The sequence below is a fragment of the Dehalococcoidia bacterium genome (assembly GCA_025054935.1).
Taxonomy (GTDB): Bacteria; Chloroflexota; Dehalococcoidia; order SpSt-223; family SpSt-223; genus JANWZD01.
The window spans coordinates 43,642-59,629 of sequence record JANWZD010000008.1; the positions used below are offsets into that span (position 1 = coordinate 43,642).

The window sequence follows — 15,988 nt, forward strand, 5'->3', positions numbered from 1 at the left end:
CGCTGGTCGGGAGTAGAGTTCGGAATGAGGAGCCAGCATGTTGCCACTCGCCTACCTGCGCGAGCATGCCGACGCTGTTCGGACAATGCTTGCTCACCGGGGGACGGATGCTCCCCTCGATCGCATCTTGGCGCTTGATGAGCGTCGCCGCGCCATCATCGCGGAGAATGAGGCGCTCAAACAGCGGCGCAACGAAGTGAGCCGCCAGATCGGCCGCGACAAGGAGCGGCTGGCAGCGCTCCGCGACGAGATGCGCCGCGTTGGCGACCGGATCAAAGCGCTCGATGATGAACAGCGCGCCATTGAGGCCGAACTCGACGACCTCTTGCTGCGCGTGCCGAACGTGCCGCACAGTTCGGTGCCGATTGGCGCGACCGCGGAGGACAACGTCGTCGTCCGGGTGTGGGGGGAGCGGCCGACGTTCCCCTTCCCGCCGAGGCCGCATTGGGAGATCGGCGAGGCGCTCGGCATCCTCGACCTTCCCCGCGCTGCCAAGATCAGCGGCTCGCGCTTTGTCCTCCTGCGCGGGGCCGGCGCCGCGCTCGAACGGGCGCTCATCACCTTCATGCTCGACGTCCACATTCGGGAGCATGGCTATACCGAGGTCTGGCCGCCGTATCTTGTCGAGCCGAAGGCGATGGTCGGCACTGGCCAGCTGCCGAAGTTCGCGGGCGACTTTTACCAGACGCAAGACGGCCTCTCGCTCATCCCGACTGCCGAAGTGCCGGTCACGAACCTGCATCGCGAGGAGATCCTTGAGCCGGGGACGCTGCCGATCCGCTACGTCGCCTTCACTCCCTGCTTCCGCACCGAAGCCGGGTCGGCCGGCCGCGATACGCGCGGCATGATCCGGGTGCATCAATTTGACAAAGTCGAACTGGTCAAGTTCGTTGTGCCGGAGACGAGCTACGATGAGCTCGAAAGTCTGACGCGCGATGCCGAGGCGATCTTGCAGCGATTAGGCCTTCACTACCGCACGGTTGTGCTTTGCACCGGCGACCTCGGCTTCGCCTCCGCGAAGACCTACGACCTCGAAGTGTGGATGCCGGGCCAAGACCGCTACGTGGAGATCTCGTCCTGCTCCAATTTTGAGGCGTTTCAAGCGCGCCGGGCGCGGATTCAGTTTCGGCGCGACGCCGGTGCCCGCGCCGAGTATGTGCACACGCTGAACGGCTCCGGGCTCGCCGTTGGCCGCACGCTCGCCGCGGTGCTCGAAACCTACCAGCAGCCCGACGGCTCAGTGCTCGTGCCGGAGGCGCTCCGTCCCTATCTCGGGGTCGACCGCATCGGCTAGGGGCGCTCGCGGGCGCTTGCAGTGCCAACCGTTACGAGGGTTCCATCCTCCTTCGCGCACCAGACACGGAGCCGCGCGACCCCATTCTCGCGGCGGACGATCTCCCCGCCGGCAAGGATCGTCTCGCCGGCAAAGACGCGCGCAATAAAGCGGACATCGAGCGAGCCGCCTTCGAGGTAGCCCGCGCCGAAGTGGTTGGTGAGCAGCCGAGAGAGGAGGCCGAACGAGAGCGCGCCTTGCGCGAGCGGCGGCTGGCCGCTGGTCTGCTTCGCCAGCGCAGGGTCGGTGTGAACATTCCGCTCGTCCGGTCCCTCGAACTCGGCCATCCGGGCGAGGGTGATCTCGAAACGCAGCGGCGCGAGCGTCGCAATCGCATCGCCGGCCACGTCCTCGCGCGGCTCGGACGGCTTCTCGGGAGAGCGCGCCGCTTCTTCATCGGCCAGGCCAAATGCCCAGCTCTTCCAGTGCCGCTGGACGAGGCGCCCCGCCGCCGACGCTTCGAGGCGGTAGTAGACGTAGCCGCGCCCGCGCCGCACGAACTTGTCAAACACCTCACCGGTCACCACCAGTGGCCGGCCGACAGGGATGGGTCCAAGACAGTCCAGCGCATAGCGGGCGAACCCGCCCGACCGGGTCGCGCCGGGCGAGTTGCCGATCAGATACCGCCCGAGGAACATCTGGCTCGGGTAGTAGAGGATCGACGGGGGTGCAATCGGCCCGCCCCACGGGGATGGCCCGGAATACCATGGGTGGTCATCGGCGTAAATGCGGCTCCAGCGGGCGATATCCTCCTCGGTGACCGTCACCTGGTAGGGCCCGCGAGGCCCTAGCTCGATGTCGAAGAACGACACGTCGGGCGCGCTGCCGGGCGGACCGCTCTTGCGGGTCGCGGGTAAGGTCTGCATGCTCTCCTCGTGCTGAAGATTGTATACCCGCTATCATAGCGCGCCGCGCGCTTCGCTGGCGACGGCTGGTCTTCGGCCTGCTCAAAGCTGGAGCACGAAGTCGAACGCGCCGGCCTTCCCCTCGCTTGTGTCGCTCAGCCGCATAACGAGCTTCGGGTTGAAGATGCTGTCGCGCTGATTGCCGGGCTCATTGGGGAAGTAGAGCTGGGTCGTCAGCACGGGCCGGTTCGGCGCTTGCACCTTGACATGGATATGGCGGGTTCGGCCGGGGTAGAGGCCGGGCACAATGGTCTCGAGTCGGTAGGTTCCGTCGGCGTTTGTGAACTGGTGGCCCCGCAGCCGGTAGCCGCGGGTGTCGTACTGGCCGGTGTTATCGCACTGCCAGAAGTCGAGGAGGGCGTTGGCGACCGGCTGGCAGCGTGTCGAGAGGACGCGCCCGGTCAGGACGAGGGGGGTTCCATTCACGCCGGGCTCAAGGAGAGAAGTGCGGCGCGGCGAGTTGGGAGTGAAGTAGGGGCCTTCGGTTTGAGGCGGCGTTGGGTCATCGACGTCAGCGCAGCTTGGGGTCGGGTCGAGGGCGTGTCCGGCTGCGAGCGGACTTCCCGCCGCGCCCTCTCCTCCCTGAGCGCCGGCGCTGCGCGATGGGCCGATGCCGCAGGCGGCAGCGAGCAGCGCAACGGGGATCATCGCCAAAGTTTGCAGAACACCGCGGCGGTGGAAGCGTGTCACATCGAGGTTCATCGCTGTCTCCGAGCTTGCCCAGCTGGTAGAATCGAGTGCGCGCCCCCGTAGCTCAGTGGATAGAGCGGAGGTTTCCTAAACCTTGCGCGCAGGTTCGATCCCTGCCGGGGGTACTTTTCTTTCGCTCTTCTTTACCAGACGCGCCAGCCATTTGTTGCGGCGCGCTTGTTCAGGAGCCGCCTGTGACCGACCCAATCCCCCCCACCACGACCGCGGAAGCGCTCGCTAAGCGCCAAGCCGCCCGCAAGAACTTGATCAAGAAAGGGATCGTCCTTGTCAACACCGGGCTGGGCAAGGGGAAATCCACAGCCGCTTTCGGCGTGCTCTTCCGCGCGTGGGGGCGGGGGATGCGGGTCTGTGTCTTCCAATTTCTTAAGCACGAGAAGGGCAACTGGGGCGAGGTGCGCGCTGCCAAGAAGCTCGGGATCGAGTGGCACCGAATGGGCGACGGATTCACCTGGACGTCGCGCGACCTCGACGAGACAACCGCCAAGGCAATCCACGCCTGGGAGCGGGTCAAAGAGAAGATCACGAGCGGCGAGTACGACCTGATCATCCTCGATGAGTTCACCTATCCCTTGCACTACGGCTGGATTGACCCTGAGGAAGCGGTCGGCTGGCTGCGCGAGCACAAGCCGCCCATGCTCCACTTGATCATCACGGGCCGCTACGCCCCGCCGGCGCTCATCGACTACGCCGATGTCGTCACCGACATGACAAAAGTGAAGCATGCCTACGATGCGGGGATCCGCGCCCAGCCGGGGATTGAGTTTTAGCGTCCCCGATGCGCATCGGCATTGTCACGTCGGCGCCGGCGGAAGGCCTGCTCAGCGGTACTGCCGCGGCGGTCGCCGGGCTGCGCGGCGGGCTGGTCGCGCTTGGGCATGAGGTTGTCACCCTGCGGCCGCAAGGGCCGCCTCGCGGCTCGCTCCTCGTCCATCGCCTGCTCTTCAATCTCGCCCTGTCGCGCGCCCTTGCGACCCTCTCCACGGATCTCCTAGTCGGCGTCGGCCTCGACGGCTTTCTCTGGGCGAGACGGCAGCGGCTCGCGCCGTATGTCGTGCTGCTGCGCGAACTCGTCGCTGACCGCTTCAACGGCGGCTCCCGTTTTCTGCGCTCGCTCCAAGCGCGGCTGGAGGCCGGCAACGCTCAGCGAGCCGACGGCGTCGTCGTCCCCAGTCAGCATGTTCGCGAGGCGGTGAGGCGCCGCTATGGAGTTGCGCCTGAACGGCTGCGGGTAGTGCCCGAGGGGATCAACCTCGCCCGGTGGCGCGCCCCAGCGCCATCCGCGGGCGACGGCGCGACGATCCTCTGCGCGGTGCCGCGCTCGGGGGATGCTGCCGGCGCCGAGTTCGTGCAGGCCTTTGCGATTGTTCATCGCGCACTGCCGTCGGCGCGCGCGGTGCTGGTGAGCGATCACGCTGCGCGCCCCGGCAGCGGCGAGAAGGCGGAGCGTCTGGGGCTGAGCGGCGCGGTCCTCGAGCGCGCCGTGACCGACGAGGAGACCCTCCGCGCCTGCTACCAAGCTGCTGACCTCTTCTGTCTGCCACGGGCTTCTGCTGCCGCCACGCCTTTCTTTCTTGCGGCAATGGCGAGCGGCCTGCCAATCGTGGCGACAACAGACAAGGCGGTTCCGGAGGTGGTGCCGAGTGCGGCGGGCATTCTCGTGCCGCCCGGCAACATCGAAGCGCTGGCCGAGGCGTTGATCGCTCTGCTCGGCGCGCCGGCGCGGCGCAGCGAGATGGGGTCGGCGGGGCTGCAGGCGGTCGCCGCTCACGACTGGCCGGTCGTCGCCCGCGGGTTCATCGAGGAGCTCGAGCGGCCGGCGCGGTGAGTAAGAGGAGGTCGGATGGTGCATCGGATCCAGCGGGGTGCCACGGGCCGGCGGGTAGTGGTCGCGTTCTGCATGCTCCTCGTGTTCTCCACCATGATCCTGCCCTGGGCGGCAGCGCGCTTGGCCGCCTATTCCGGCGGCGGACCGTCGATCGCGCTCAATTTCGGCTTTACCCCGGCGGACGCCTTCGCGGCGCTTGAGGCGCTCGGTCCCGACGGTCGGACCTTCTATCTCCTGTTCCTGGTGACTGGGGATGTCATCTGGCCGATCGTGTACGCCCTCTTTCTCGGCACACTGCTGGCGTGGCTGTTTGCCCGCGGCTTTCCCTCCGCCAGTCCAGCGCAGCGCGCGATCCTGCTCCCCTTTCTCGCGCTTGCCGCTGACTATGCCGAGAACGTCGGCATCATCGCGATGATCCTCGCGTATCCGGCGCGGCTGGACGGGATCGCTCAGATCACGAGTATGTTTCAGATGATCAAGTGGTCGCTGATCGGGGCGAGCGGACTGCTGGTTGCTCTCGGCGCGATCGCAGCGGTGGTCCGGCGGGGCGCGCGGGCATAGCCGACGGCGGCTGCCCGGTCAAGCGTGCTCTCGTCGGTCGGCTGCAGACTGGCGGCGTGAGGCAGCAGCCGCTGGAGATAGTCGGCGAGCGCTGGGCGCGCGCCGCGCTTCCGCGCTGAAGCGCAGTCGGGGGAGGGCAGCGAGGGACAAGCGACGCCGGCCGCGGGCGGGACGCGAGGCGCTCGTGGACGAGGCATGCGACGGAAAGCGACAGATATTCCAACGATCACACCACACTTGATATACTCTCACCGTTCGACAGCGCGAACGCGTTTAGGAGGATGCTGTGACGACGACCGAAGCGGAGCCCCGTCTCGCCGATCTCCCGCCAGCCCCACCCGAGTACAAGCCGCCGGCGCCTCTCTTCCTCTGGGCAGCGAGGACATTCCGTCCCCTTGTCGGCCCGTTCCTTTCCCTCTGGTGGTCGCGGCTCGAGAAGCTGGATGGCCCGTTTGATGCGTCCGACTTGCTGCCCCCGGGTGTCACCGAGCCGACGACCTATCCGCCGTATTACTTCATGAAGCATGTCCACTCGATGCCGGACCCCGGCTGGATGCATCCGGCGATGGGCGAGTTCTATTACAAGACTGCCCGCTGGGGGTTCTATTTCGACCGCGAGGATGTCATTCGCTACTACTACGGCAAGCTGATCGCGCCGCTGAATCCGAAGCGGATCCTCGATGTCGGCTGCGCAATCGGGGAAGCGGCGATCATCATCGCCAAGATGTTCCCGCAGGCCGAAGTGATCGGCGTGGACCTCTCGGCGCCGATGCTGCGCTGGGCCCGGCGTGAAGCCGAGCGGCAGGGGGTGCCCAACGTCAAGTTCTATCACCGCGACTTCTGCGACCTGAGCTACTGGGAGGACGGTTCGTTCGACTTCGTCTACGAGAACTACTGCCTCCACGAGGTCCCGACCTACGCCGGCTTGGCCTGCGTCAAGGAGATGATCCGGCTGACCCGTCCCGGCGGCCGGATCGCTTTCGCGGACTGGCCGCCGGCCGAAGAGCCGGGCGAGTATGAGAAGCGCGCCGCGATGGTCAACATCCAAGAGCCGTTTATGCTCCAATATCTCGACCTGCGGCTCGAGGAGCGGCTGAGCGAGCTGGGCATGATCAATGTCGAGCGGCTCACCCGCGTTGGGCGCAACATGCTCGTCAAGGCGGACAAGCCCGCCTGACCGCACGCGACGCTAGGTGAGGAGGGCCAGCCGGCCCTCCTCGTTTTTGTCGGGCTCCGCTCGGGAGCGCCGGCGACGGCTTGACGGCTGCTTCGTCGCGACCGCACACTCGACTGTCGAGGTGACGAACGGGGTCGACCGATGGCTGCTCCATCACCGAGCTGCGATGTCTGCCGTGAACGCGGAGCGAATCGTCCGTATACCAGCCTGCAGGTCTGTGTCCGCTGCGGGCGCACTGCCTGTGAGCCGACCCACTGGAACCGGTCGTCCGGGCTCTGCTACTTCTGTGCCAAGGTCCGCTAGTGCGTTCTCCACGTCAGCCGAGCCGAACTGAGCCGCTGGTTCGCCGTAGCGGGCGCGGATAGCGTCGATTTCGCCGGCACGATACGCCTGCCGAAATGCCTCGACCACGTCGGGGTCGAACTGTGTCCCGGCGAGGCGAAACACTTCCTCCGCTGCGCGGGCTGATTCCCAGGGCTCCTTGTAGGGCCGCCGCGAGGTGAGCGCGTCGTAGACATCGGCGACGGCGACGATCCGCGCCGAGAGGGGGATCGCTGTGCCGGCAAGGCGGTCCGGGTAGCCGGTGCCGTCCCACCGCTCGTGGTGATGACGCGCGATCTCCCGATGAACTCGAAAAGCTGGGCGTTCGCCAAGAATGCGCGCTCCGTCCGCCGCATGCTGCTCCATGATCCGGCGCTCCTCGGCGGTCAGGGGGCCGGCTTTCTTCAGCACAGCGTCCGGCGTATACGCCTTGCCGACATCGTGCGTGATGCTCGCCTCGCCGAGCGCTGAGACGTCGGGCTCACGATACCCGAGCCGGCGGGCGATCGCCTCGCTGTAATAGCGGATACGCTGAAGGTGGGCGCCCGTGAACGAGTCGCGCGCCTCGACGATCGTCGCCAGCATCATGATGGTGTCGCGGTTCTGCTCTTCGAGGGAACGGTTCGCAGCCTCGAGGGAGCGCCGGCGACGGTTCAGTTCGAACGTCAGCCACCAGACAAGCCCGCCGATTGCAAAGAAGAACGTGAGCCGCACCGGCAGATTCTGGGCGGTGATGGAGTCGGGAGGGAAATAGGTGAGAGAGAGCCACGCGAAAAATGCCGAGAGGAAAACGATATACAGCAGAGCACCAACCGGGCCAAAGTGAAAGGCGGCGCCGACGATGAAGAGGAGAAAGACCAGCCAGAAATCGGCGGTCACGCCGCGCGCGGCGAGATCGGGGACGGTGAGAAAAGCGCACCCCAGCAGGATGGCGGTGTCGAGCAGGATGCCCATCGTGTGAGAGAAGCGCGGAAAGCGCTGCATCGTCGGCCCGACAAGGCCGAGGTTGTAGCCCGCTACGAGCGCGAGCAGGCCGAGGACGGCGACCCAGTTGTCAAGATTGTCACGGAAGAGAAAGACCGCGAGAGCGACGAGGGCAGGGATGATGAGCCGCGTGACGAAGAGGCCGCGCTCGATAGCGAGGGTGACCTCGTGGAGCGCAGGGGCGTGTGGATGCGCGAAGCTCGGTCGGTCCGCTGTCCGGTTGGTCACGCTGTCATCCCTATTGTTGGCCAGTGCCGCGCTAGCGCGGCTACTCGCCGACTAAGGAGACGCGCCGGATGTAGCTCTCGTAGTCGTGGCCGCCGGCCACGACCTCGAGGTAGAGGATCTGGCGTGGAGTAGGCACCCGGCTCATGAGGTCCTGTTCATACCCGATCGTTTCCCAGACGCCGGCGCGCACCGGTACGCCGTAGTCGACGCGGCTCCTGGTGGGATTTTCGACATAGAACCCCTGGACCACGAGGTTTTCGAGCCCTTCTGCAGAGCGATAGCGCAGCCGGATCATCATCGGATACTCAGAGCCGAGCGAACCGCCGCCGCCGAGGCTTTGCGAAATGACGTTGATCTCGACGGAGAGCCGCAAGGTCCAAAACTCGCTCACGTCGCGGTTGATCTCCTGCCGGAGGAACACCTCGCACGCAGTCGCTTGGCTTCCTGTGCGCACGAAGCGGACGGCGGGCTGGCCGGCGGCGTCGGTGGTCAGCTGCACTTGGGCTGGTGCCGGCGTATTTTCGAGACAGTAGGTTTGGTCTGGCTCGCGCTGCCAGCCGGTGAAGCCTTCGGTGAAGGTGCCGTTGCGGATGAGGTCGGTTGCCGCCGGACGGGGGTCGCTCGGCATGCGGCCCACGCTAGTCGCAAAGCGCTCACGCAGTTCGACCGTCCGTCCTCCCGCCGTAACGAACGCGTGGCCGCGCTCCCGCACCTTGATTTCGCTCTCCGGCTCGCCGACGACGACGGAATAGCTTCCTTCCAGCAGCACTGCTCGCCCTTGGGGGATGAGAAGCGTAAATTCGGTGCGTCCTTCGGGAGGACGGGCAACGGCGATAACCGCTTTGCCCCGATTGACGCGGACAGAGACGTAGTTGGTCTTCGGCGCGAAGACGGAGACTTGGAGACGGCTGAGTTGGATCTCCGATTCGGGAAGAATGAGCACGGTGCTTCCGTCGAAGAGGGAGACCAGGGCGCGGCCGACCCGGTCGGTCTGAATGCGGTCGTGCTCGCGAAGAATGGCGTCTTCGTTGACAACGACCCAGCTCGTCGAGCCCGCAGACTGGCGGGTAATGGTCCCGCCGATGACGGTTCCGAGAAGGGCGTCGTACGGCTGGGTGGCGCTCTCCTGATACCAGCGGAGGCTGAGCACCGAACCGATGCACAGCAAGCAGAACAGCCCAAACGCGACCCAGATAATGAGCCACGCCAGGCGATCGGAATGCTGGCGAAGTCGAGGCCGCTCGAGTGTCGCCACGGCAGGAGTTATAGGCAGCGTCTCGGGTCAGATCAACGGGCTGCGCGGAGCAATGCGCGGGCTGGCTGCCCTTCTTCTCAACCGAGGCCCCTCCCGCTGCCTCGCTTGCGCCGCGCTGCAAGAAGCGGTTATTCCGCTGGGGCGCGCCTACTCAGCCGGTTCAGTCTTCTTGGCGCGGCCCTCCCAGCGCTTCTTGCCGATCGCACTGTAGTAGTCCGGTCCGTATTTGTCCTTGACGGCAGTGCCGCCCTTGTGACCGATGCGCAGGTAGTGGTCAGCGCCGTGACGGGACTTGACGGTGTTGCCGCCTTTGCGGCCAATCTCGACGTAGAAGTCCTGCCCTTTTTTCTCTCGGAGAGCGCGTCCTCCCTTGCGCCCCATCTCTCGGAAGCGTTCCTTGGAGGTGTCCTCGCCGCTGGTGCTGATCGGGTCCTCGGCCATGCCTCTCCCTCGCAGAATCGAGCCGGCAGCGCTTACGACGAGGAACCCGAGGAAGAGGGCGCCGAGCGCGACCGCACAGCGGTCGTGACGTCCAGAAACAGCTCGCCCTTGCGAGCGACGAGAGGCGCGTCGGGTCCCCGCGTCGAGACCGTCGGTCGGCTCGGCGATCTTGGCGGACTGTCTGGCCCCGCCCGGACCGGACTGTCCGCTCGCCTGCTGCATTATAGGCAGGTTGGCGCACGGGGTCAAATGGGCTCACTCACCCCGCCCCCGCGGTGTGTGAAGGCGCGGCCTCCCGTTCGCGCCGCGCTCAGCGAGGTCGACCGGGGGGCTTTCCGCGGCTCGCTGACAGCGCTCCTCGCCGCGGCGCGCCGTTCGCAGGCAGTGAGGAGCGGTGAACTGTGCAGGGCACGAATGCTGTTCCAGCCAAGCTGGCTGCAAAAGGGCTACTCTCCAGTCATTTATACCGTACAATCGTTCTGCCGGTTGCCTGGCTGCTAGGACGGAGAGTGTTTCGGAGGCTCCTCTGAACCGACGGTCGTTTCTTCTCGGCGCATCGTCTCTTGCAGCGCTGGCGGCGCTGCGCTCGGCGGCGGCTGAAGGGCCGGCGACCGGCATTCCCGGCGGGACGCTGCCTCCCGTTGCGACGGCGTGGCGGGTCGATGAGCTGCCGGCGCTCAACCAGATGCGCGAAACCATCCTGTCGGTTCTCGAAGCGAAGCGGATCGAGTACCCCGGCCGCAGCGGCTGGGTCCAAGCGTTCTGGGCGGGCGATGCCTATCACGGGGTGTTCGCCCGCGACCTCGCTACCATCGGCCCGATGGCGCGTTTCGTCTACACGCCCGGGCATTTGCGCTCTGGAGTTGAGGAGTTCCTCTTCCTCCAGACCCCCCACGGTCCGGAGGCGGGGGCGCTGCCAGGGGTGTTCTATCCGGGCGGAGGGCACGACAAAGCGACAGCGACTTCCGATGAAGAGCTGTCGGTCATTCATCTTGCGTACCTTGCGTATCGCCACGATGCAGGGCCGACGTGGCTGCGCAAGATGATTAATGGCGGGCCGGTCATTCAGCGCTTGAACCTCGCGATGGAGTATCTCTTCCGCACGCGTGCTGATAGCCGAACGGGCCTGATCACCCGTGCCAATACGACCGACTGGGGCGATGTCAAGGCCGAGGGAGGGCCGAACCCGACTGACCGCGCGCCGGGCGACCCTCTGATCCTCTCGGTCTACGACCAGTCGCTCCTCTTCCGCTGCCTGCTTGAACTGGCCGCGATGAATGATGCTGCGGGCCTCCCAGCGGCGGCTGCCGAGTGGCGCAGTCGGGCGATGGCTGTGCGCACTGTGGTCAACGAACTGTTTTGGCAGCCGCAGCGGGGCTTTTACCGGGCACGCCTTCCTCTTGCGGCGGCTCCCCGCAGCTACGACGAGGACGCGATCCTCGGGATCGGCAACGTGGAAGCCGTGCGGGCTGGCCTTGCCGATGCCGAGCAGGCGCGGCTGATCTTCACGAACTTCGAGCGCGCGCGGGTCGCTGCTCGGTCGCCGAAGGTCGGGATCGTCAATTGGCCGCCCTATCCTGAGGGGGTCTTTGCCGACATGCTGCCGGGGGAGTATCAGAACGGCGGCATCTGGGATTGGTGGGGAGGCCGCCAGATCGAAGCCGAATTCGAGGCCGGGCAGGCAGCGCTCGCCTACGGCCATCTTGTCGCCCTCGCCGAGGATTGGGCGCGCCGCCCAGGCGAGGTGTGGGAGTGGCAGGAGCTGTGGAGTCACCGCCCACGCGGCAGCACGCGCTATACCGGCGCGGCGGCGGTCGTTGGGTCGGCAATTATCAGCGGCCTCTTCGGGATCGAAATGACCCGCGACTCCTATCGCCTCAGCCCACGGCTCGCGGGCCGCTCGGGCGCGATTATCGCTGAGCAGCCTGGCACGGGGCGGGTCGTTCAGCTGGAGCTTGGCGGTCTTGCCGACGGCCGTCTCCGTATTCGCTACTGGACGAGTTATGCCTTCTTCGGTGAAATGCGCTATCTGCTGCCGCCCGGCCGCGGCTTCAGCGCCGGGGCCCTCGATGGCGTGCCGCTCAGCGCGCGGGTCGAAGCGGTCGGCGACGACCGCTACGTCTCCTTCCCCATCCCCGGCGGCGCCCATGAGATCGACCTGACCCTCACCGACGCCGGAGCGGGGGCGTAATTGCGCAGGCGCTCGTCTCCCTTGGCGTCGTTGCCCTGACAGCGGCGTGAGGCGTCGCGAGCGTGCTCTGCCTCCGGCAAGGGGGCAGCCGGGGGACGGCCTAGGGGGAGGTTCGCCTGCTCGACGAGCCTCGCAAGCGGTCGTCGTCCCTCCCGTGTGACGGCGATCCCGCTTGCTGGTAGTGCGGCCGGCCTAGAGGCCGTGGAAGCAGCGCGGCTCCCATCGGCAGCCGGATGGCCGCGCCCTGCATCGAGCCTGCTTCCCGCTCCCGCAGTCACGCTCACCGGAAGGAGCGCAGGGCCTCGCGCTCGCCTCTCTCTTGCTTGTCGGGGGAGCGGCGCGCGCGGCGGGCGTCCCCTATGGGGTTTGAGGGCATCCTGCTTCTCTCGAATGCCGCTCCCTGCGACTTGGCCGCGGTCGCTGTGCGGGGCGAGCAGCAGGCTGCGGCAGCTCCGAACGCGGCGAGACGGCGTTCTCGCCACGCAGCATGGCAGTGCCGCTTGTCTGGGGAACGCGTCCGTCTTGCTGCTCAAGAGGCGCTTGCCGTGATCGGGATTGCCGTGTTCGCTTCGCTCGCTCGCAATAACGAGCAGGGCGGCGTCGCGCCGGTGTGCGGGACGGGTGCGTGAGGGTAAGGGGAAGATGCTGCTGCGGTCTTGCCCCAGTCCTTGCGCTGCGACATCGGCGTGGGGGCACACACACTGCCGCCCGAGGCACAACGCCGCTGCCCCATCGTATTGCGGCCCGAGGTCAACCCAAGGTCCTGCGCGCTCTCGCTCATCAACAGGAGTGTCCGTCCCGCCGTCATGGCGAGTGGCTATACCGGCTGCGGGCAGACATGAGGAGTGTCTCTCCTATCGTCATTGTTGCGCGGCCTGCGCAGCGGGCGCGGCAATCCCGACCGGCATCGTCGCGCTCACTGCGGTCCTGCGCCCAATGGGCCTGCAGTCCGATGCGGAGGCAATCTCGATCGCTGCGTTGCTCTCCACGCTAGCACCTCGGAGCAGCGCGCCTGTGTCCAGCCGCGGCAATCCCGATCGTCGCGGAGCAATCGCCCTTACTGGAGTCCTGCGTCCAATGAGGTCCGGATCGATGTCGCCCTCATGCCCGCTCCGAGAGTCACCGAGAAACTGGCGCGCTCCCCTCAGCGAAGGGGCTCGATGCGGAGACGCTCTCTAGAAGAGAACTCTTATCGTCCTGCGGTCGCGAGACGCACCACGAGGTCGGTGATGACAGCAGCGACGACGACGAAGATCAGCCCGTTCAGCCGGCTCTTCAACTCGGCGACTTGCGCCGCGAGGTCGGAGAGGCGCTGGTCGAGCAGCGCGTCGTAAGCGCTCGCAGGGCCGAGATGGAGCCGGCGCGGCCGCAACCGGCGTGCCAGCCGGCGCGTCTCTTGGCGGATCGCTTCGCTCACTCTTCGTCCTCGAGCATGTCGTTTAGTCCGCGCAATACTGCCAAGACGCTGCTTTCGATGTCCTCGCGGGCGCCCTTAGTCAGGTGGCGCTGGGCGAGCACTGCGCGGATAAGCAATGCGCACTTCTGCCGAAAGTCAGGGTCATTCGGATGCTCTTCCGCGGCGCGGTGGACGAGCGAGCGCAGCAGCCGGATCTCGTCCTCAAGGCTAGCCTGGGCAGCTGCTTGCTCATAGAGGGCGCGAAGCTCGCTCGGCAATGCGGCGAGGTAAAAAGCCGCGCTGTGGCGGCGGCAGCGCTCACCGCCTGCCACGCGAAACCGGCCGCAGCCGGGCTCAATGCATTGCTCCTTCGCCATCGTCCACCGCCAAAGAACGCCTGTTCTATACTGTTCGGTGCTGGCGGTGCTAGGGAACAGTGGGCGCAGCCCCGGCCTTGTGGTCGCGGAATGACAAGGTGCGGCTAGATTCCGAACCGCGCGCAATGACGAGGCAGCCGCTCTTCCCGCCAATGCGAGCGTCGCGCCCCTCCGGCGGCCAACCGTCTCCTTCTGCTCTCCCCGTCATTGCGCGTGGCGCGTGCGGCGCCGCTGGTCTTTCGTTGCAAGCGTGGCGCGTGCGGCACGTGTCCTAGCGGTGGAGGCCGTTATCTCGTCGAGGCGCCTCTAGTTTTTCACTTCGAGTGTGGTGGGGTTGGTGCCGGCGGCCTTCTGCCGCTGCGAGCTCGGTACGACCGGCATCTTCCGGCCTTGCCGCCATTGTGAGCTTGGTATGTGCGGCGCCGCTGGCCTTCTGCCATTGCGCGTGCGGCGCGCCTTGGGTCGTGACGTCATGGCGGCGTCGGCGGCAGGGGTCAGGCGTGACCTCATGGCGCGTGCGGCGCGCCTTGGGTCGTGGCGTCATGGCGGCGCCGGCGGCAGGGGTCAGGCGTGACCTCATGGCGCGTGCGGCGCGCCTCTGGTCTTAACGTCATTGCGAGCGAGCGAAGCGAGCGTGGCAATCCCGATCGTGGCAGGAGCGCCTTATGGATGAGGACGATGCCCGCGCACCGGGGAGAACAATTCCTTCTTCGGATATGGGGGACGCGGGTTCAGGCGCATTTTGCACGTATCCTCAGATGGTGCAGCTGGTTTGGAAATTGGGGCGCCGGTCTGGCACGACCGAGGTTGCCACGGCCCGCTGCGCGGGCCTCGCAACGACCGTAGAAGTAATGTACGCCTATACTGGGCCGAGGTGGGCAAGGCCTACATCCTGACCCTCGCAACGACCGTAGAAGAAGCAATGTACGCCTATTTGAGATGGGACGACCCCCCTCACAACGACTGTGGATGAGACCGAAGCCGCTTTCGGTCATCATGCGCCGGGCAATGCACCAACACCCGGCTCACAACGACTGTGGATGAGACCGAAGCCGCTTTCGGCCACGGCCCATGAGGACGTTCTGGCGTACCTGGCCCGCGACGGCCGCGGGTGAGGTCGAAGCAGCTTCGACCGGTCGCCGGTGAGGCGGAGGTATTGCTCGCAACGACTGTGGACGAGAGCGCTTCCGGCCTGATCAGCACCACGATGATCTCAAAGATTGCACAATACGCCCGAAGAGGCGTCGATGAGGGCAGTCTGCGCCGCTCGGCGCCTTGGCTGGCGACAGCGGACAGGACGCACACGCCGATGGCCCGCGCAAACTGCAGCGCTGAGCCGAGCGGCGCCAGAGCCCGACCGGCGCCGAGAGCGTTGCCAGAAGAACAGACGCGTGCGCTCTCGGCGCGCGCGACGCGCCGGCTGCGGCTGCGCTGGCCAGGGCTCGCCTGGCGGCACTTGAGCGATGTTGCGGCAGTGGCGGGCGCCGCCGCCGGCATTCAGGCGCAGGACCCGGACGCGGCGGCGCTCAGCATCCGCGTCCGCAGCGAAGGTCTGACGGCCGCCGACGTGGCGCGCGCGAGCGCCGAGGAGCGGTCGGTTGTCCGCACCTGGCTGATGTGCGGCACGCTCCATCTCGTTCCCACGGCCGACTCGGCTGGCTGCTCGCGGTCTACGGGCCGCTTGCGCTCGCCTCCTCGACGCGAAGGCGCGCCGACCTGGACGACGCGACGCTCGAACGCGGCATCGCCCTGCTGCGGCGAGCGCTTGCGAACGGCCCGCTCTCCCGTTCGGCGCTGCTGGCGCGGCTGGCAGCGGACGGCCTTGCGCTCGACCCGACCAGTGATGCGCCGGTCGTCCTGCTCGTCGCGGCGGCGCACCGGGGAGTGATCGCGCTCGCGCCGGGCGCTGGCCGCACGCCAACGGTCATCTTGCTCGACGACTGGGCGACGGTCGAGCGCGCTCCGCGCCGCGAGGCGGCCCTCGGCGAACTGGCGCGCCGCTATCTGCGCGCCTTCGGTCCCGCCCGGGCCGAGGACTTCGCCGCCAGGTCGCGGCTGCCCAGCCACGACGTTCGCGCCGGCTGGGAGGCGATCGGCGGGGGGATCGTCGAGGTGACGGCGGACGGCCGGCCCGCCTGGCTCCTCGATCGGCCGGACGTCGAGGAGGGACCGCCGGTCGTCCGGCTGCTGCCGGCGTTCGACACCGATCTCCTCGGCTACCGCGAGCGGTCTATTGCTGCCGAGCATGCCGGCAAGGTCAAGGCGGCGGCCTGATCCGTCCGA

At 67.0% G+C, this 15,988-nt stretch carries 15 protein-coding genes and 1 tRNA gene; 9 read left to right on the forward strand and 7 right to left on the reverse strand.

The genetic code is table 11. The annotated features are described in order from the left end of the window. Positions 1 to 37 precede the first annotated feature (37 nt). Positions 38 to 1,294 carry a serine--tRNA ligase gene (gene serS / locus NZ773_09880; protein ID MCS6802232.1) on the forward strand — a complete coding sequence of 419 codons (1,257 nt, stop codon included), beginning with the start codon at positions 38 to 40 and terminating at the stop codon, positions 1,292 to 1,294. On the opposite strand, the gene NZ773_09885 is transcribed toward serS, so the two are convergent. Beyond that, positions 1,291 to 2,199, reverse strand: coding sequence for a MaoC family dehydratase (locus NZ773_09885; GenBank protein ID MCS6802233.1), 909 nt, complete (start codon positions 2,197 to 2,199; stop codon positions 1,291 to 1,293). The genes serS and NZ773_09885 overlap by 4 nt on opposite strands. 81 nt (positions 2,200 to 2,280) lie before the next feature. Continuing rightward, on the reverse strand, positions 2,281 to 2,940 hold the full coding sequence (locus tag NZ773_09890) for a hypothetical protein (protein MCS6802234.1): 660 nt from the start codon (positions 2,938 to 2,940) through the stop codon (positions 2,281 to 2,283). A 41-nt stretch (positions 2,941 to 2,981) separates the two neighbouring features. On the opposite strand from NZ773_09890, the gene NZ773_09895 reads away from it, so the two are divergent. The 5 genes from NZ773_09895 to NZ773_09915 all read left to right on the forward strand — a co-directional run bounded on the left by NZ773_09895 (position 2,982) and on the right by NZ773_09915 (position 6,512). Further along, positions 2,982 to 3,053, forward strand: a tRNA-Arg gene (locus NZ773_09895). Positions 3,054 to 3,122: 69 nt separating this feature from the next. Beyond that, positions 3,123 to 3,716: a cob(I)yrinic acid a,c-diamide adenosyltransferase gene (gene cobO / locus NZ773_09900; GenBank protein MCS6802235.1), complete on the forward strand. Its 594-nt coding sequence runs from the start codon at positions 3,123 to 3,125 to the stop codon at positions 3,714 to 3,716. 8 nt (positions 3,717 to 3,724) lie between these two features. Next, positions 3,725 to 4,774 (forward strand): glycosyltransferase family 4 protein, encoded by a 1,050-nt coding sequence (locus NZ773_09905; GenBank protein ID MCS6802236.1) that lies wholly within the window; start codon positions 3,725 to 3,727, stop codon positions 4,772 to 4,774. Positions 4,775 to 4,789: 15 nt separating this feature from the next. After that, positions 4,790 to 5,335 (forward strand): hypothetical protein, encoded by a 546-nt coding sequence (locus NZ773_09910; protein ID MCS6802237.1) that lies wholly within the window; start codon positions 4,790 to 4,792, stop codon positions 5,333 to 5,335. A gap of 286 nt (positions 5,336 to 5,621) precedes the next feature. Next, the gene (locus tag NZ773_09915; protein ID MCS6802238.1) at positions 5,622 to 6,512 is read left to right on the forward strand and encodes a class I SAM-dependent methyltransferase; all 891 of its coding nucleotides are present in this window, start codon (positions 5,622 to 5,624) and stop codon (positions 6,510 to 6,512) included. 153 nt (positions 6,513 to 6,665) lie between these two features. On the opposite strand, the gene NZ773_09920 is transcribed toward NZ773_09915, so the two are convergent. The 3 genes from NZ773_09920 to NZ773_09930 form a co-directional block, all read right to left on the reverse strand. Then, positions 6,666 to 8,045 (reverse strand): HD domain-containing protein, encoded by a 1,380-nt coding sequence (locus tag NZ773_09920; GenBank protein ID MCS6802239.1) that lies wholly within the window; start codon positions 8,043 to 8,045, stop codon positions 6,666 to 6,668. 40 nt (positions 8,046 to 8,085) lie between these two features. Then, on the reverse strand, positions 8,086 to 9,300 hold the full coding sequence (locus NZ773_09925; GenBank protein ID MCS6802240.1) for a FecR family protein: 1,215 nt from the start codon (positions 9,298 to 9,300) through the stop codon (positions 8,086 to 8,088). A gap of 147 nt (positions 9,301 to 9,447) precedes the next feature. Then, positions 9,448 to 9,741, reverse strand: a complete 294-nt coding sequence (locus NZ773_09930) for a hypothetical protein (GenBank protein MCS6802241.1) — start codon at positions 9,739 to 9,741, stop codon at positions 9,448 to 9,450. A 685-nt stretch (positions 9,742 to 10,426) separates the two neighbouring features. Here NZ773_09930 and NZ773_09935 point away from each other — a divergent pair. Further along, positions 10,427 to 11,932, forward strand: a complete 1,506-nt coding sequence (locus tag NZ773_09935) for a hypothetical protein (protein MCS6802242.1) — start codon at positions 10,427 to 10,429, stop codon at positions 11,930 to 11,932. Between the two features lie 500 nt (positions 11,933 to 12,432). Further along, positions 12,433 to 12,561 (forward strand): hypothetical protein, encoded by a 129-nt coding sequence (locus NZ773_09940; protein ID MCS6802243.1) that lies wholly within the window; start codon positions 12,433 to 12,435, stop codon positions 12,559 to 12,561. Between the two features lie 560 nt (positions 12,562 to 13,121). Here NZ773_09940 and NZ773_09945 read toward each other — a convergent pair. Both NZ773_09945 and NZ773_09950 read right to left on the reverse strand, forming a co-directional pair. Continuing rightward, positions 13,122 to 13,349 (reverse strand): hypothetical protein, encoded by a 228-nt coding sequence (locus tag NZ773_09945; GenBank protein ID MCS6802244.1) that lies wholly within the window; start codon positions 13,347 to 13,349, stop codon positions 13,122 to 13,124. Continuing rightward, on the reverse strand, positions 13,346 to 13,705 hold the full coding sequence (locus NZ773_09950) for a hypothetical protein (protein ID MCS6802245.1): 360 nt from the start codon (positions 13,703 to 13,705) through the stop codon (positions 13,346 to 13,348). The genes NZ773_09945 and NZ773_09950 overlap by 4 nt, the downstream gene beginning before the upstream one ends. 1,617 nt (positions 13,706 to 15,322) lie before the next feature. Here NZ773_09950 and NZ773_09955 point away from each other — a divergent pair. Then, entirely contained in the window at positions 15,323 to 15,979 is a 657-nt protein-coding gene (locus tag NZ773_09955) for a winged helix DNA-binding domain-containing protein (GenBank protein ID MCS6802246.1), read from the forward strand. Positions 15,980 to 15,988 lie beyond the last annotated feature (9 nt).